We start from the raw sequence: 14,520 nt of genomic DNA, 5'->3' as shown, positions 1-14,520 counted from the left end.
CGGCGCGTGAATGTGAAAGCCGGTGAGCAGATGCCCGGACCGGAGCGTAGCAAAACCGGCGCGGTGATCTGGTATCTCGAATTGAGGGATTAAGTCGCAGCGCCGCGCCCGTGCTTAGAAAGGCCCGACGCTTCGAGTGCTGAAGCCGTTCTCCGGCCGCGTCTGCCGTTACGTTCCCAGATGGGCCAAAGGCCGACATTGCCGGCCGGCTCGACCCCCCAACAATGGCGGCGATCGGTGCGCAGCCCAGACGGCGTCTCATCAGGCGAGATCGCTCCTTCCAAGCTCCTCACATTGCTCCGGTCTCCGGCCCGCAGCGGACTGGCATGGAGCCGGTTCGTGCGGTGCCATCGTCAAGCGCTGTTCGTGACTAAGGCACCGCTCGCTCATCACTCAGTATCTGGAGCGAATCTGTTCCCGCTCGAGCGAGTCAAAACAAGCCTCACTTCGCCGAAGCAACCCTCTCCTCGATATGCTTCGCGCGCGACGGCGACGACGGGTGCGAACTCAGCATGCTGGACTTGCCGCCATCCAGCGCCGCGAGCTTCTGGAACGCGGTGATGAGCCCCGCCGGACTGTAGCCCTTTTTCTTCTGCATATCGAACGAATAATCGTCGGCGGCGCTTTCCTGCGACTGCGAGAACTGCGCGTTGACGAACTTCTCCGAGAGATCGCCGAGTTGCGATGCCGACAGGTTGCCGACCACGCCGCCCGCCGACGACGCCACCGAGCGCGCCGCCGACGTCGCGTAGGCCAGCTGCATCGCCTTCTTCGTGTGGCCGAGCGCCACGTGGCCCATTTCATGGCCGACCACGCCGCGCACCTCGTCGTCGTTCATCATGTCCATCAGGCCGCTATAGACGCGCACGCAGCCGTTGGCCATCGCCCACGCATTGACATCTTTCGTGATGTACACCTTGTAGTTCACCGGCACGCCGTTGATGTTGTCGCCAAGCTGCTTCGCGATGCGGTTCAGGCGCTGCGTGTACGCGCTGGACGCCGGCGCGATCTTGCTTTGCGCATCCATCTCCGAGCACGATTTGTCGGAGAGCTGGCGCACGTCGGCGTCGCTGAGCGTGAAGGCTTGCGTGGCCATCTGGCCGGATTGCAGGAGCGTGTCCGGGCTCAGGTTGGCGACGCTTCCACAGGAAGCGAGCGCGAAGGCTGCGGATGCCGCGGAGGCTGCGATTGCAATGCGAACGTGTTTCATGGTCTGCCTGATGAGTTGTTGTGAGTTATTGTGAGTTGTTGTGATCGATCCGCGATGGTTCACGGATGGAGCGCAATGCTCACGGGCGGGCGCGTCGTAAGCTATCCGACAATTCCTATTTTGCTGACGGCTCGATGACAAAACGCCGACGGACGCGCGGCTTTAGTCATGCGCGCGGCGGCATGCCGCGCGCACGCGCGCCACAGTCGATGCCACCGGCGACGCGTCCATCGCGATTCCCGGCGCATCGGGCAGGGCTTCGGCAAGGAGCAGGGTGAGCGTGCGGCCGGGCGGCATTTCGACGAACACGGTCGCGCCGCGCTCGGCGAGCGCGATCGTCGAATCGTGCCAGCGCACCGGATAACGCAGGTTGGTCGCGAGGTCTTCGCGGATCGCATCGACGCGCACGAGCGCGCGCGCGCCGCGGTTGCCCACGTAAGCGATCCGCGGCGCGACGAAGCGCACCTTGTCGGCCGCTTCGGCGAGGCGCACGGCCGCGTCGTCGAGCAGCACGCAATGCGACGGCACGCTCACCGCCAAACGCTCCGCCTTGCGCGCGCCGCGTGCGAGGGCGGCGTCGCGCACGGCGTCGAGCGCCTGATCGCTGCCCGATACGACGATTTGCCGCGGCGCATTCAGATTGCCGATGTAGGCATCGGCGCGGGCTTCTTCGCGAACCTTGTCGATCACGCCCGCGACCTCGCGTTCGTTCAGGCCGAGTATCGCGAGCATGCCGTAGCCGCGCGGATACGCGTCCTGCATGAGCGTGGCGCGCAGGCGCACGAGCCGCAATGCATCGTCGAAAGCAATCGCGCCGCAGGCGACGGCCGCGCCATAAGCGCCGACGGACAAGCCCGCGACGGCCTGCGGTTCGATGCCTTCTTCGGCGAGCGCCCGCGTCGCCGCCACGCCCGCCACGGTCAGCGCGATCTGCACCGCGACGGTCGATGCGAGCGCGTTTGCGTCATCGAGCGAGAGCACGTCTTCGCCGAGAACGGCCGACGCCTCCGCGAGCGTTCGCGCGATAGCCGGATGCGGCTTCTCGCCGCCGAGGCGATGCAGGAAGCCCGGCGTCTGCGCGCCTTGTCCCGGAAAGAGATACGCGATCACGGCGCGGCCCACGGATCGGCGGCAAGGCGCGGGCCGTCCGCGTGACGGAGCAGCACGCGGACGTTTTGCCGGGCGTAATCGGCGAGCGAGAACGCGGCGTCGGTCGTTTCGATCTGCACGTCGATGCGCGTGCCGACGCAGCGCGCTTCGTGCGAGAGCGCGTCCAGAAGACGCGAAGCATCGGCGCGCGGAAGCGGCTCGGGCGCTCGCGCGATCACGTCGAGATCGCTGCTTGCCGTGACCGTCGGCTGGCCGCTCGCCAGTTCGAAGCCCGTGCTCCCGGCAGGGCCCCAGGCGAGTCCGGAAGCGTCGAGGATCGGCGCGACGGCGCGCAGCAGCGCGAAGGCGGGCATGTCTCTGCTCGATGCGGCGGGCTCGCGCAGCCGCAATGCTTCGGGCGTCAGCACGCACTCGATGTCACGCGCCTCGACCCACGTGCCGAATCGCTCACTACGGGCCGCCCCGCGTATGCCGACGGCGATGGCGCTACCCATGCGCGGGGCGCGTCGCACGACGACGAACGGCGCGCGCGCGAGCGATGCTTCGACCCACGCCGGAGCGTCGGCAAACGGCGGGGCTGCCGGCGACAATGCGAGCAAGTCGTGCGGGCGCGGTTCGGGCGGCAGGAGGGTCATCGCGCGGTCAACTTCCTATCCGATGATTGGGCGGCGCGGCAGGCCGAAGCGAGAGACCGGGATTGTGGGAGGTGCGACTGTTGGCCTGGGAGAGCCGGCCGCGGCGCATCGTTGTTTGCGCTCGAGGATTCGGGCTGACGGGTCTGCGCACGATCGCGAATCGCGAATCGCGCGGTGCGGGCAAAGGGCTTCCATCGACGCGCAGAAAAGCATCGGCCCGAGCGATTGCTCCATCCGCACAAGCGATGCAAAACCAGCGGCGCAGCGCGCCGGAAGTCCCGCGCCGTGCGTGAGCCGCGTATCGCACTGGATGCGCCGAAGGCGTCCCTTGCGTCGCGAAGCTGGCGCTCGGACGGCGCGAGCGGAACGCGCCGCGAATGCCGCACTGGAACGCACGGACCCGCCGAACGCGCCTAGTGAAGCGGATGGGCGCCGCACAGCGCGGCCCGAACGCGCGCAATGCGCCGCAAGCACCGACCGCGCCGAGAACGCCCAAAGAGCCGAACACGCCGGACACGCCGGACACGCCGAATACGCCCAACGCACTGAACGCACTAAACGCCCCGACTCGTCCGGCATCACCCCTCCCACTGCTCGCGCATCCGCCGCCGCACGTCCACCGACGCCGCCCGCGTGCGCTTTGCGTCCGCCGACGTCAGCCGGTTCGACAAATCGCGCGGTCCGCCACGCGCGTGCGCAACCGCCGCGGCCAGCGATGCCTTCACGCGTTCGATATCCGCCTGCGAGGGCGCATCCGCGTTCACGCCTTCGATCAGTTCGTGCAGCAGTCCGAGCTTCGCGTAGGCGCTCATCTTGTACGACATCGGCAAGACCGTATCGCCGAGCGCATCGAGGCTCTCGACGCTGCGCCGCGTGACGCGCGCCGCCGCTTCCTTGCCCATGGCGTGCACCGCCGTGCCCGACGCATCGAGAGCGACGATCCGGTTCGCCTGATAGCCGTGCGCGAGATACGCGCCCGACATCGCGGGCCCGACGATCAGCGCGATCACCGGATGCCCGGCGAGCCGCGCGCTCGCGTAGGCATCCACGGCGGCGGCGCATGCGAGATGGATGCCGAGCAACTCCTCGCGCCGTCCGTACGCCTGGCTCTTTACATCGACGACGGCGACGATGGGCCGCTTCGACTCAGCGTCGCGGTCGGCGTCGATCACCTCGCGCACCGCGCGGGCGAGCAGCCAGCCCTGTTCGAGCCCGACCACGTTGTCGGTCGCGCGAGGAAAGCGGTTGTGCGGATCGGGCACCACGGCGATGAAGCGCGCCGCAGCGCCATCCAGTTCGCCGTCGCGCGCGCGGACCGGGCCGCTTTCGGCGTCGGAAGGTGCCGTCGTCAGCGCATCCAGCCAGCACGCGCCGCGCGAAGTCATGGCGTTGATCGTGCTCATCGTTGCGATCCTCCAGTCTGGTTCCACAGCGCGCGCAGCGTGTCAGGATCGATCGCGCTGGGGTCGACACGCGCAAGGCGTTCGATAAACCCGTCCACGTCCTCGCTGCGATGCCGCGCCGGCACCCCGCGCGCGAAAGCCGCGAGCACCGCGTCGCGAACCTGCGCCGTATCGTCTTCGACGAGCGTATCCGCCAGCCCGACCGCCACGCGCTCTTCGCCGCCGATCATCGACCAGATGAGCCGGCGATCACCCGCGTCGAGTTCCTCGATGCCCGCTTCCTGCTCGATCACTTCCGGCCCGTTCATGCCGAGGCGCGCCTGCCGCGTCATCACGAGTTCCGTGCACAACGCGGCAGCGAGCGACATGCCGCCGAAGCAGCCGACCATCCCGCCGATCACGCCGACCACCGGCACATGCCGCCGCAGCGCGACGATAGCCGCCTGAATCTCCGCGATCGCCGCAAGGCCGAGGTTCGCTTCCTGCAAGCGGACGCCGCCCGTCTCAAAGAGGATCACCGGACGAATCGCGCGACCCGTCTCGAATTCGCCGAGCGCGAGTTCGAGCGCGGCCGCGATCTTCGCGCCCGACACTTCCCCGATGCTGCCGCCCTGAAACGCCGGCTCGATCGCGGCGATGACGGCCGGCTCGCCGCCGAGCGTGCCGCGTGCGATCACCGCGCCGTCGTCGGACTGGCAGACGATGTTCTGCATCGCGAGCCACGGCGATTCGAGCCGGTCGAACGGGCCGAGCAGTTCGCGGTACGTGCCCGCATCGAGCAAGGCCCGGGCGCGCTCGCGCGCCGTCATTTCGATGAAGCTGTGCCGGGCGAGAAACGTGTCGTGGGCATTCATCGCGCCGCTCCGCTTTGCTCGGCGTCGCTGGCTTCGGCCGCTTCCGAAAGGCGCAGCATCACGACGCCGGGCGTCGCGCCGAAGTCGTTCAGCTCGAATTTCGCGGCGCCGTCGTAGCGCTGGAAGAAGCGGTCGAGCACGCTTTTCCAGACGTGCTCGTATCCGTCGACGCTCGTACGGATCACCACTTCCGCGTTGGCCGTCTGCGACGGCGTGAGCAGCACTTCGAGATCGCCCGATCCGACCACGCCCACGTGCGCGCGGCGCGTGACGGGCCGTTTGGCGGGATATTCGTATCGCATGTTTTCCATCTTCGTTCCTCTGGTTGCGTCTCAGGACGATTGCCCGAGGCTGTCGAGAAAGAGCGTGGCGGCGAGCAGGTCGGCCGCGCCGCCGGGCGATGCGTGCAGCGCCAGCAAGTCACCGTCCAGCCGCGCGAGCGCGGCGCGTCCCGCTGCGTGCGCCATTCCGCCGTGTTCGATCACGCGTCGCGCGCCGTCTTTGGCGACGGCGAGCGCCTGCATGCCGCCGCGATGCAAGAGGCATGTATCGTCGAGCGAGGCCATGATGGCGACGAGCGCGTCGAGCCGCGCGTACGTGTCGGAAAGGCCGCGGCGGCGCGCATCGGCGAGCGCCGGCAAGCCGATTCGCAACGCATGCGGAAAGCCCTCGCGCGCTTCGCCGCGCGCGCCCGCGACGCGAAAGCGCGCCGTCACGCGCGCGCCGTGGCTCGCCTGCGCACACGCGGGCGCGAAGCGGTCGTCGTATCGCGCGATGCTCGCCGCCGACGCGCAGATCGCTTCGCTGTCGCCGGGCGCATGCATCGCCGCGCCGGCGCACAACAAGCCGACGATCCAGATTGCGCCGCGATGCGCATTGCTGCCGCCGGTCGCGCGCAGCATCGCGGCTTCGCCTTCGCGGCCGATGCGCGCGAGCCGTTCGCGCAGCGCCTGCGACGGCGCCACGCCCGACGCGGCCCGCGCGATGGCGAGAAACGTCGGTTGCAGCGCGCCCGCCGAGCGCAGCATCGTGTCGAGATCGAGATCGCGATGCGCGCCGCTGCCGCGTTCGTCGACGAGCGCGGGTTTCGGCGTGAGACGCGCCTCGGCGATCAGCGCATCGACGGCGAGCGCGGCGATGACACGCGCGGACGCGGCGCGCTCGCTCCGGCAGGCGTCATCGAGAAGAAGGGGAAGGGCGGCGGTCATCGCGCTCACCAGCTTCTGAAGCGCGCGGGCGGCGCATACAGACCGCCCGACCACGCGGCGAGATCGTCGATGCTGCGCGCGGCGAGTAGCGACCGTTTCGCGTCGCCGCGCCGCACGCCGAGGTCTTCCGGGAACGCAACGATGCCGCGCCTGCGCAGCTCTGCCGTCTTGTTCGCATCGGCGCGCATGCCGATCGGCGTCACGCCCGCGACGGCGGCGAGCGCCGCGCGCCGTTCGTCGATGCCTTCGGCCGCGTGCAGATACGCGATGCCTTCTTCGGTCACCACATGCGTGACGTCGTCGCCGTAGATCATTACGGGCGCGATCGGCATGCGGCTCTTTTCACCGACGGCGATCGCGTCGAGCGCATCCACGATGGTCGGCTCGCCGCCTTTCTTGTACGTCTCGGCGGTCTGCACGACGAGCTTGTGCCCCCGCGCGATGGCCGGATTCGGGCCGTCGTTTTTCAGGAGCCTGAGCCACGCCTCGCTCGAATGGCGGCGTCCGCGCGGATCGTGGCCCATGTTCGGCGCGCCGCCGAAGCCCGCGAGCCGCCCGAGCGTGACGGTCGATGAATTCGCGTCCGCGTCCATCTGCAAGGTCGAGCCGATGAACAGATCGACGCCGTACTGTCCCGCAAGCTGACAGAACACGCGGTTCGACCGCAGGCTGCCGTCGCGCCCGGTAAAGAACACGTCCGGGCGCGCCGCGATGTACTTCTCCATGCCGACTTCGCTGCCGAAGCAGTGCACGCTTTCGACCCAGCCGCTTTCGATGGCGGGAATCAGCGTCGGATGCGGATTGAGCGCCCAGTGCGTGCAGATCTTGCCCTTGAGCCCGAGCGATTCGCCGTACGTCGGCAGAAGCAGTTCGATCGCGGCCGTGTCGAAGCCGATGCCGTGGTTCAGCGACGTGACGCCATAGCGCGCGTAGATGCCGCGAATGGTCATCATCGCCATCAGAATTTGCAGCTCGCCGATGTGGCGCGGATCGCGCGTGAAAAGCGGCTCGACGGCGAACGGCCGGTCCGCCTTCACGATGACATCGACCCACGAGCCGGGAATATCGACGCGCGGCAGTTCATCCACGATCTCGTTGACCTGCGCGATCACGATGCCATGCCGGAACGCGGCCGCTTCCACGATGGTCGGCGTGTCCTCGGTGTTCGCGCCGGTGTACAGATTGCCGTGGCGGTCCGCCTTTTCCGCGCAGACGAGCGCGACGTTCGGCGTGAGATCGATGAACATGCGCGCGTACAGTTCGATGTACGTATAAATCGCGCCGATTTCGAGCAGCCCGTCTTCCAGCAGTTGCGCGACGCGCAGGCTCTGCGGACCGGCATAGGCAAAATCGACCTTGCGCGCGATGCCCTGTTCGAAGAGCGTCAGATGCTCGGGCCGGCTGATGCTCGAAATCAGCAGATGCACGTCGTGCACGCGCTCCGGATCGAGCCGCGCGAAGGCGCGGGACAGAAAATCCGCCTGCTTCTGGTTATTCCCTTCGAGCGCGACGCGGTCGCCCGTGACGATCAACGCATGCAGCGCGTCCACGATGCGTTCGGTGTCGAGCACCGGACCGTCGAGCCACGGCTCGATCAGCTTCAGGCGCCGCGCTTTTTCCTGCGCGCGCGTGTTCCAGCTTCGGGATGGCGTGAGGGCATCGGCGGAAGGGGACGAATTCATCGGTCGGCCTGTCGGGAAGTCGTTCGTGAGGATGCAGCGGCGGAAGGGCGCGCGCGGCGCTTGTTTTTCACCTCTTTCGATGCGGCAAGCGCCTGCGCATCGGCGAGAAAGCGGTGAATCAGCTCGCCCGTCGCCAGCAAGTGACGCGCGACGAGCGTCTGCGCAGCTTCGATGTCGCGTGCGGCGAGCGCATCGAAGATCGCGCGGTGCTCGGCATCGGAGGAATCCTTGTGGATCGGCAAGCCGAGTTTCAGGCGCAGATACCGCTCGCCGCGCCGGTGCATCTGGCCGATCAGCTCCATCAGATGCGGGCGACTGGCCGGCGCGTACAGGCTCGCATGGAACTGCTCGTTGCGCATGACGTAGAGCGCGGGGTCCCGCTCGTTCTCGGCGGCTTCGAGCAGGCGTTTGCATTCCGTGAGCGTTTCCGGCGTGTGGTGCGCGATTGCAATGCCGATGGCGAGACTTTCGAGCGAGGCGCGAATCTCGTAGATCTCGCGCGCTTCGTCCGCCGATTGCGGGCTGACGGCGGCGCCGCGATTCGGCTCGATCTTCACCCAGCCTTCGCTTTCCAGTTGACGGAAGGCTTCGCGCACGGGTATCGCGCTGACCGAAAACTGCCGTGCGATCGCATCCTGACGCAGCGGCTCGCCGGGCGTGAGCGAGCCTTCGACGATGGCGGCGCGCAACGCATCCGCGATGAAGCGCGACGTGCTCTGGCGCGGCTCGAACTGCGCGTCGCGAAACGAAGCCGCTTGTGAAGAGAGATTTGTCGACATGGCTGCTAGGTGAAAGTGCGGAGTTGTCGCGTGCTGTTGTTCAAATATTATATATAAAACCGTATGCCGAACCACGGTGCTTTCCCTAGACGCCGACACCCATACCGATAACACGCGCGTCGAATTTCCCGTCAGTTGCCGACCCGCAGAGAAAGGAGAGACACGCCATGCCTAGCACGCTAGATCGACCGATCAGCGCCACGCGCGCCACGAGGACACCGCTCAACCGTTCGCAAATCACCGGCTTCTGGGGCGCATGGGCGGGCTGGACGCTCGACGGGATGGACTCGTTTATCTACGCGCTCGTGCTCGCGCCGGCGCTGACCGAATTGCTGCCGCGCTCCGGCTATGCCGCGACGCCCGCGAATGTCGGTCTCGCCGGATCGATCCTTTTCGCGCTGTTTCTGGTCGGATGGGGACTGTCGTTCATCTGGGGGCCGCTCGCGGACCGCTTCGGGCGCACGAAGGTGCTCGCGGCGACGATCTTCACGTTCGCCATCTTCACCGGACTGGCCGCCACCGCCCACACGGTCTGGGCGCTCGGCATCTACCGCTTCTTCGCGGGCGTGGGCATAGGCGGGGAGTGGGCGCTCGCCGGGACGTACGTCGCGGAAGCGTGGCCGGAAGACCGCCGCAAAATGGGCGCGGGCTATCTGCAAACCGGCTACTACGCGGGCTTCTTTCTGGCGGCGGCGCTGAATTACACCATCGGCGCTGCGTTCGGCTGGCGCGCGATGTTTCTCGTCGGGCTGTTTCCCGTCGTCGTGTCGATTCTCGTGCTGACGCGCGTCAAGGAAACCGACAAGTGGGAGCGCGCCGAAGCCACGGCGGCGCCCGCGGTCAAGCATCAGAGTCCGCTGCGCGCCATTTTCTCGGCGCAGTATCGCAAGCGCACCATCGTCGCGGCCGTGCTGCTCACGGTGGCGATCATCGGGCTGTGGGCCGGCGCGGTGTATGAACCGTCGGCGGTCATCCAGCTTGCGACGCGCGCCGGCATGACCAAGCCCGAAGCGGCGCGCATGGCGTCGATCGCGACGGGGCTCTTGTCCATCGGCACGATCATCGGCTGTCTCGCGCTGCCGCCGATGGCCGAGCGCATCGGCCGCCGCAAGACGCTCGCGGTGTACTTCGTCGGCATGGCGGTGTCCATCGCGCTGTCGTTCGGCTGGGCGTTCTATCTGAACAACGGGCTCGTGCCGTTCATCGCGCTTCTGTTCGTGCTCGGCTTCTTCGGCGGCAACTTCGCGCTCTTCAGCCTTTGGCTCCCCGAGCAGTTCGAGACCCGCGTGCGGGCGACGGCGTTCGCGTTCTGCACGTCGATTGGGCGCTTCTTCGGCGCGATCGTGAACTTCGGCATCGGCGCAATGGTGCTGAACATGAAGACGCTCGGCGTGCCGATCGCGCTCACGGGCATTGCGTTCCTGATCGGCCTCGCGGTCATTCCGTTCGCGCCGGAAACGAAGGGCCAGGAATTGCCCAACTGATTGGTATGACATGCGGTACTATCGCGGGGGCCCTGCTTGGGCCGCCGTTCGTTTTGGCGCGGATAGTGGAAGCGGCAACGCCTGGCTGCTCGTCAGGATCTCGCCCGAAAGAAGCGGCGAGCGGCTGGTAACGAGAGGTTACGAACTCGAACAACTGTCTGGCAAATCGTTCGATATAGTCGATTCAACACAACAAACATCCCATCGAGGTGGGCTTCACATGAACAAGGTTTCGAAGGCTTCCGTGGCGTACGCGCTCGTGCTCGGCGGCTTGACGTTGTCGGGCGCGGCAATGGCGGGAGTGTCGGTGGGCGTGAACATCGGGGTGCCCGCGCCGGTTTACGTCGCGCCGGCGCCGGTGTATGCGCCGCCTCCGCCGCCCGTCGTGTACGCGCCGCCGCCGCCGGTCTATGTGCAGCCGGCCGTCGTGATCGGCTGGCACGGCGATCGTTACTGGGACGGCCGTCGCTACTGGGATCGCGACGACTGGTATCGGTATCACGGACACGGCCACGCCTATGGCCACGAGGAACACGGTCACGGAGACCACGGGCATCACGGCTGGCATTGAGCGTCGGCTTCGCTCGCTTGGTTTTCTACCGGAAGCCACCCGCACGAGCGCGGGTGGCTTTTTGTTTTGCGGCTTTGCGATGTAACTAAACGTAAGCTTTCCTCTGACTTAACGCCGAATGGCGCACGAACTTACAAAGCGGAAATATCCGACTGAAAGCATTCCGTTATATTTCGTGGCACGCCAACAACGAGAAAACGAGGATCGAAGCCATGAAAGTCAATACGACGAGGGCGTCGCTCGCAGCCGCGCTGAGCGTCGCGGTCTGGGCCGCGGGCAGTTCCGCGCAAGCGGCGGATGTGCACGTCGGCGTGAATATCGGCGTCCCGGCGCCCGTATATGTCGCGCCCACACCTGTCTACGCGCCGCCACCGCCGCCGGTCATCTACCAGCCCGCGCCAATGTATGCGCCGCCCCTGGTGATCGGCTGGCACGGCAACCGGTACTGGGACGGACGGCGCTACTGGAGCCGCGCCGACTGGAATCGCTATCACGGCTACGGCCATGAATACGAGCACAGACACGGGAACGGTCACGGCAATGGCCACGGCCACGGCCACCGTTGATCTCTCGACTGCCGCCAAACGACGAAGGGGCCGTTCCGCGAAGGGACAGCCCCTTTTTTTAACCCGATGCAGCGAAAGCGCTTACTCGCCGATGCCCGCCATGCCGCCGACGACCGCGTGGAAACCGGCATCGACATGCACGATTTCCGCGCTCACGCCGCCCGCCAGATCCGACAGCAGGAACGCGGCGACGTTGCCGACCTGTTCGATCGTGACGTTGCGCTTGAGCGGCGCGTTGTCTTCCACGAAATCGAGAATCTTGCCGAAGCCCTTGATGCCGCTCGCCGCGAGCGTCTTGATGGGACCGGCCGAGATGCCGTTCACGCGCACGCCCTTCTGGCCGAGCGATGCCGCGAGATAACGCACGCTCGCTTCCAGCGACGCCTTCGCGAGTCCCATCGTGTTGTAGTTGGGAATCGCGCGTTCCGCGCCGAGATAGCTGAGCGTGAGCAGCGACGCGCTGTCCGATAGCATGGAATGCGCGGCCTTGGCGAGCGCCGGGAAGCTGTACGCGGAGATATCGTGCGCGATGCGGAAGTTCTCGCGCGTCATGCCTTCGAGAAAATCGCCGGCAATCGCTTCGCGCGGCGCGAAGCCGATGGAATGCACAAGGCCGTCGAGCGTATCCCAGCGTTCCTTGAGCGACGAAAAGAGCGTCTCGATGTCGGCGTCGCTGCTGACATCGCACGGGTAGATCATGTCGCTGCCGAATTCGGTCGCAAATTCGGTGATGCGGTCCTTGAAGCGCTCGCCGACATACGTGAACGCCAGTTCCGCGCCCTCGCGCTTGCAGGCCTCTGCGATGCCGTAAGCGATCGAGCGGTTCGACAGCAAGCCGGTCAGCAGAATTCGTTTTCCAGCGAGAAAGCCCATGAATGCTCCTTGAATGTCAATGTCACGCGAGGCTCGCAAGGCGTCTCGATTGCGGCTTCGCGTCGGGTGCGGCGCGCATCGGTCGGGCGGACGAGAGGGCATCGGAGGAGACGCCTTCCGTGCGCCAAACCGCATGGCGTTTGGATTGGGTAGAATTCTCTCACATCGCCAGAGCCGTCCGGCCGCTCGCTCGGGTCCTGCGTCTCGCGTTCCGTGAGCGCCGGGCCATTCACTCATCTCGCAAGGAGCCTATGACCGGGCTGTCGACGTCCCGCCTGCCGTTCGCATCACCGCCCGCGCGGGGCAAGCGCCTCGCGCTCATGCTCGCCGCGTGCATCGCCTTCTTCGCGGGCGGCCCGGCGTTCGCTGCGCACGCGTACGCGCAGTACGGCGAGCCGAAGTATCCGCCGGACTTCAAGCACTTCGATTACGTGAATCCCGACGCGCCGCGCGACGGCACGCTGGTGCTCGCCAATCCGAGCCGCCTGACGAGCTTCGACAAGTTCAATCCGTTCACGCTGAGAGGCAATCCCGCGCCGGGCCTCGGGCTCATGTTCGAAAGCCTGACGACGGGAAGCTCCGACGAAGTGGCGAGCGCTTATTGCCTGCTCGCGGACAATATGGACGTGGCGCCGGACGGATTGTCGACGACCTTCCACATCAACCCGAAAGCGCGCTTCAGTAATGGCGATCCGGTCACGGCCGAGGACGTCAAGTTCTCCTTCGAGACGCTCAAGAGTCCGAAGGCCGCGCCGCAGTTTTCGGTGTACTTCGGGCAGATCGCGCGGGCAGTCGTCGTCGATCGCCTGACGATCCGCTTCGAATACAAAGTGGCGACGCGCGAAATGCCGCTGCTCGCGGGCGGCATTCCGGTGTTCTCGCGCAAATGGGGCATGCGGGCCGACGGCACGCGCATTCCATTCGATCAGCTCGCGTTCGAAAAGCCGATTGCGAGCGGCGATTACCGGATCGACTCGTTCGACAACGGCCGCACGATTACCTACAAGCGCGATCCGCATTACTGGGGCGCGTCGCTGCCGGTGCGCGTCGGCACGCACAACTTCGCGCGCATCGACTACAAGCTGTATTCGGACGCCACCGCACGGCTGGAAGCGTTCAAGGCCGGCGAGTACGACGTGCTCGTCGAGAACGTCGCGCGAAGCTGGGTCCGGCGCGATATCGGCAAGCGCTTCGACAACGGCGAACTCATCAAGCGCGAGTTTCCGCATCACAACGGCACCGGCATGCAGGGCTTCTTCATGAACCTGCGCCGGCCGCTTTTCAAGGACGTGCGCGTGCGGCAGGCGCTCGATCTCGCGCTCGACTTCGAGTGGCTCAACCGGCAACTGTTCTTCAGCCAGTACAAGCGCACGGACAGCTTTTTCGTCAACACGGACTTGCAGGCGAAAGGCATGCCGAGCGAAGGCGAGCTCGCGATTCTCAATCCGCTGCGCAAGCAGCTCGATCCCGCGGTCTTCGGCGAGATGCCGAAGCAGCCTGACACCGATCCGCCCGGCTCGCTGCGCGCGAATCTCATCAAGGCGCGCGAGTTGCTGGCGCAAGCCGGCTGGACGTATCGCGACGGCGCGCTGCGCAATGCGAAGGGCCAGCCGTTCGCGTTCGAGATACTCGACGACACGGGCGGCGGGGCATCGATGGAGCCGGTCGCGGCCGCGTTCGGGCGCAACCTGCAAAAGCTCGGCATCACGATGAATTTCCGCACGGTCGATTACGCGCTGATCCAGAAACGCCTCGATGCGTTCGACTTCGACATGACGAGCGTGCGTCTGCCCGACGTGCAGGTGCCGGGCACCGAGCAGGTGTCGCGCTTCGGCAGCAAGTACGCGGACGAGCAGGGCTCGGATAACCTCGCGGGCGTGAAGTCGCCGGCCATCGACGCGATTCTGCGCAAGGTCGTATCCGCGCAGACGCGCGATCAGCTCGTGGACGCCACGCACGCGCTCGACCGCGTGCTGATGAACGGCTACTACGTGGTTCCGCACTGGTACTCGGCGACGCATCGGGTCGCGTACCGCAACACGCTCGGCTATCCGTCGACGCTGCCGCTCTATTACGTCGCGGACGAATGGGTGCTCTCGACGTGGTGGCAGAAGCCCGCGGCGGTATCTAAATAAGGACGACGCG

14 protein-coding genes are annotated in these 14,520 nt (G+C 66.5%); 4 read left to right on the top strand and 10 right to left on the bottom strand.

Annotated elements, in window-relative coordinates:
- Window positions 1–442 precede the first annotated feature (442 nt).
- The 9 genes from loiP to NCR37_RS08285 form a co-directional block, all read right to left on the bottom strand.
- Window positions 443–1,210, bottom strand: coding sequence for a metalloprotease LoiP (loiP, locus tag NCR37_RS08325; protein ID WP_250472582.1), 768 nt, complete (start codon window positions 1,208–1,210; stop codon window positions 443–445).
- A 162-nt stretch (window positions 1,211–1,372) separates the two neighbouring features.
- Window positions 1,373–2,332 (bottom strand): malonate decarboxylase subunit epsilon, encoded by a 960-nt coding sequence (mdcH, locus tag NCR37_RS08320; RefSeq protein WP_250472581.1) that lies wholly within the window; start codon window positions 2,330–2,332, stop codon window positions 1,373–1,375.
- On the bottom strand, window positions 2,317–2,955 hold the full coding sequence (locus NCR37_RS08315) for a malonate decarboxylase holo-ACP synthase (protein ID WP_250472580.1): 639 nt from the start codon (window positions 2,953–2,955) through the stop codon (window positions 2,317–2,319). The genes mdcH and NCR37_RS08315 overlap by 16 nt, the downstream gene beginning before the upstream one ends.
- Before the next feature lie 578 nt (window positions 2,956–3,533).
- Complete coding sequence (mdcE, locus tag NCR37_RS08310) at window positions 3,534–4,358, bottom strand: biotin-independent malonate decarboxylase subunit gamma (RefSeq protein WP_250472579.1); 825 nt, start codon at window positions 4,356–4,358, stop codon at window positions 3,534–3,536.
- Window positions 4,355–5,212, bottom strand: coding sequence for a biotin-independent malonate decarboxylase subunit beta (locus NCR37_RS08305; RefSeq protein WP_250472578.1), 858 nt, complete (start codon window positions 5,210–5,212; stop codon window positions 4,355–4,357). The genes mdcE and NCR37_RS08305 overlap by 4 nt, the downstream gene beginning before the upstream one ends.
- Window positions 5,209–5,523 carry a malonate decarboxylase subunit delta gene (locus NCR37_RS08300; protein ID WP_250472577.1) on the bottom strand — a complete coding sequence of 105 codons (315 nt, stop codon included), beginning with the start codon at window positions 5,521–5,523 and terminating at the stop codon, window positions 5,209–5,211. Before NCR37_RS08300 ends, NCR37_RS08305 begins: the two co-directional genes overlap by 4 nt.
- A gap of 21 nt (window positions 5,524–5,544) precedes the next feature.
- Window positions 5,545–6,420 carry a triphosphoribosyl-dephospho-CoA synthase gene (locus NCR37_RS08295; protein WP_250472576.1) on the bottom strand — a complete coding sequence of 292 codons (876 nt, stop codon included), beginning with the start codon at window positions 6,418–6,420 and terminating at the stop codon, window positions 5,545–5,547.
- 5 nt (window positions 6,421–6,425) lie between these two features.
- Window positions 6,426–8,102, bottom strand: coding sequence for a malonate decarboxylase subunit alpha (mdcA, locus tag NCR37_RS08290; protein WP_250472575.1), 1,677 nt, complete (start codon window positions 8,100–8,102; stop codon window positions 6,426–6,428).
- On the bottom strand, window positions 8,099–8,881 hold the full coding sequence (locus NCR37_RS08285; RefSeq protein WP_250472574.1) for a GntR family transcriptional regulator: 783 nt from the start codon (window positions 8,879–8,881) through the stop codon (window positions 8,099–8,101). The genes mdcA and NCR37_RS08285 overlap by 4 nt, the downstream gene beginning before the upstream one ends.
- A 167-nt stretch (window positions 8,882–9,048) precedes the next feature.
- Here NCR37_RS08285 and NCR37_RS08280 point away from each other — a divergent pair, with 167 nt between their 5' ends.
- From NCR37_RS08280 to NCR37_RS08270, 3 genes are all read left to right on the top strand, one after another.
- Window positions 9,049–10,365 carry an MFS transporter gene (locus NCR37_RS08280; RefSeq protein ID WP_250472573.1) on the top strand — a complete coding sequence of 439 codons (1,317 nt, stop codon included), beginning with the start codon at window positions 9,049–9,051 and terminating at the stop codon, window positions 10,363–10,365.
- A 220-nt stretch (window positions 10,366–10,585) separates the two neighbouring features.
- A complete protein-coding gene (locus NCR37_RS08275) occupies window positions 10,586–10,936 on the top strand; it encodes a hypothetical protein (RefSeq protein ID WP_250472572.1) in 351 nt (116 codons plus the stop codon).
- 212 nt (window positions 10,937–11,148) lie between these two features.
- Window positions 11,149–11,502 carry a hypothetical protein gene (locus tag NCR37_RS08270; RefSeq protein WP_250472571.1) on the top strand — a complete coding sequence of 118 codons (354 nt, stop codon included), beginning with the start codon at window positions 11,149–11,151 and terminating at the stop codon, window positions 11,500–11,502.
- An 81-nt stretch (window positions 11,503–11,583) separates the two neighbouring features.
- Here NCR37_RS08270 and fabI read toward each other — a convergent pair whose 3' ends face one another.
- Window positions 11,584–12,375 (bottom strand): enoyl-ACP reductase FabI, encoded by a 792-nt coding sequence (gene fabI / locus NCR37_RS08265; RefSeq protein ID WP_250472570.1) that lies wholly within the window; start codon window positions 12,373–12,375, stop codon window positions 11,584–11,586.
- Between the two features lie 251 nt (window positions 12,376–12,626).
- Here fabI and NCR37_RS08260 point away from each other — a divergent pair, with 251 nt between their 5' ends.
- Window positions 12,627–14,510, top strand: coding sequence for an extracellular solute-binding protein (locus tag NCR37_RS08260; protein ID WP_502800501.1), 1,884 nt, complete (start codon window positions 12,627–12,629; stop codon window positions 14,508–14,510).
- Window positions 14,511–14,520: the final 10 nt, after the last annotated feature.

The sequence above is a fragment of the Caballeronia sp. GAFFF1 genome (genome assembly GCF_023630705.1).
Classification (GTDB): Bacteria; Pseudomonadota; Gammaproteobacteria; order Burkholderiales; family Burkholderiaceae; genus Caballeronia.
The sequence above is the reverse complement of the archived record's forward strand: the minus strand, read 5'-3'. Positions and strand labels throughout refer to the sequence as shown.

What these genes read in the sequence shown, in the direction of transcription:
- NCR37_RS08270 (WP_250472571.1), top strand. Translation starts at nt 11,149, where the DNA reads ATGAAAGTCAATACGACGAGGGCGTCGCTCGCAGCCGCGCTGAGCGTC.
- fabI (WP_250472570.1), bottom strand. Translation starts at nt 12,375, where the DNA reads ATGGGCTTTCTCGCTGGAAAACGAATTCTGCTGACCGGCTTGCTGTCG.
- NCR37_RS08300 (WP_250472577.1), bottom strand. Translation starts at nt 5,523, where the DNA reads ATGGAAAACATGCGATACGAATATCCCGCCAAACGGCCCGTCACGCGC.
- NCR37_RS08275 (WP_250472572.1), top strand. Translation starts at nt 10,586, where the DNA reads ATGAACAAGGTTTCGAAGGCTTCCGTGGCGTACGCGCTCGTGCTCGGC.
- mdcE (WP_250472579.1), bottom strand. Translation starts at nt 4,358, where the DNA reads ATGAGCACGATCAACGCCATGACTTCGCGCGGCGCGTGCTGGCTGGAT.
- NCR37_RS08305 (WP_250472578.1), bottom strand. Translation starts at nt 5,212, where the DNA reads ATGAATGCCCACGACACGTTTCTCGCCCGGCACAGCTTCATCGAAATG.
- NCR37_RS08260 (WP_502800501.1), top strand. Translation starts at nt 12,627, where the DNA reads ATGACCGGGCTGTCGACGTCCCGCCTGCCGTTCGCATCACCGCCCGCG.
- NCR37_RS08295 (WP_250472576.1), bottom strand. Translation starts at nt 6,420, where the DNA reads ATGACCGCCGCCCTTCCCCTTCTTCTCGATGACGCCTGCCGGAGCGAG.
- mdcA (WP_250472575.1), bottom strand. Translation starts at nt 8,102, where the DNA reads ATGAATTCGTCCCCTTCCGCCGATGCCCTCACGCCATCCCGAAGCTGG.
- NCR37_RS08285 (WP_250472574.1), bottom strand. Translation starts at nt 8,881, where the DNA reads ATGTCGACAAATCTCTCTTCACAAGCGGCTTCGTTTCGCGACGCGCAG.
- NCR37_RS08315 (WP_250472580.1), bottom strand. Translation starts at nt 2,955, where the DNA reads ATGACCCTCCTGCCGCCCGAACCGCGCCCGCACGACTTGCTCGCATTG.
- loiP (WP_250472582.1), bottom strand. Translation starts at nt 1,210, where the DNA reads ATGAAACACGTTCGCATTGCAATCGCAGCCTCCGCGGCATCCGCAGCC.
- NCR37_RS08280 (WP_250472573.1), top strand. Translation starts at nt 9,049, where the DNA reads ATGCCTAGCACGCTAGATCGACCGATCAGCGCCACGCGCGCCACGAGG.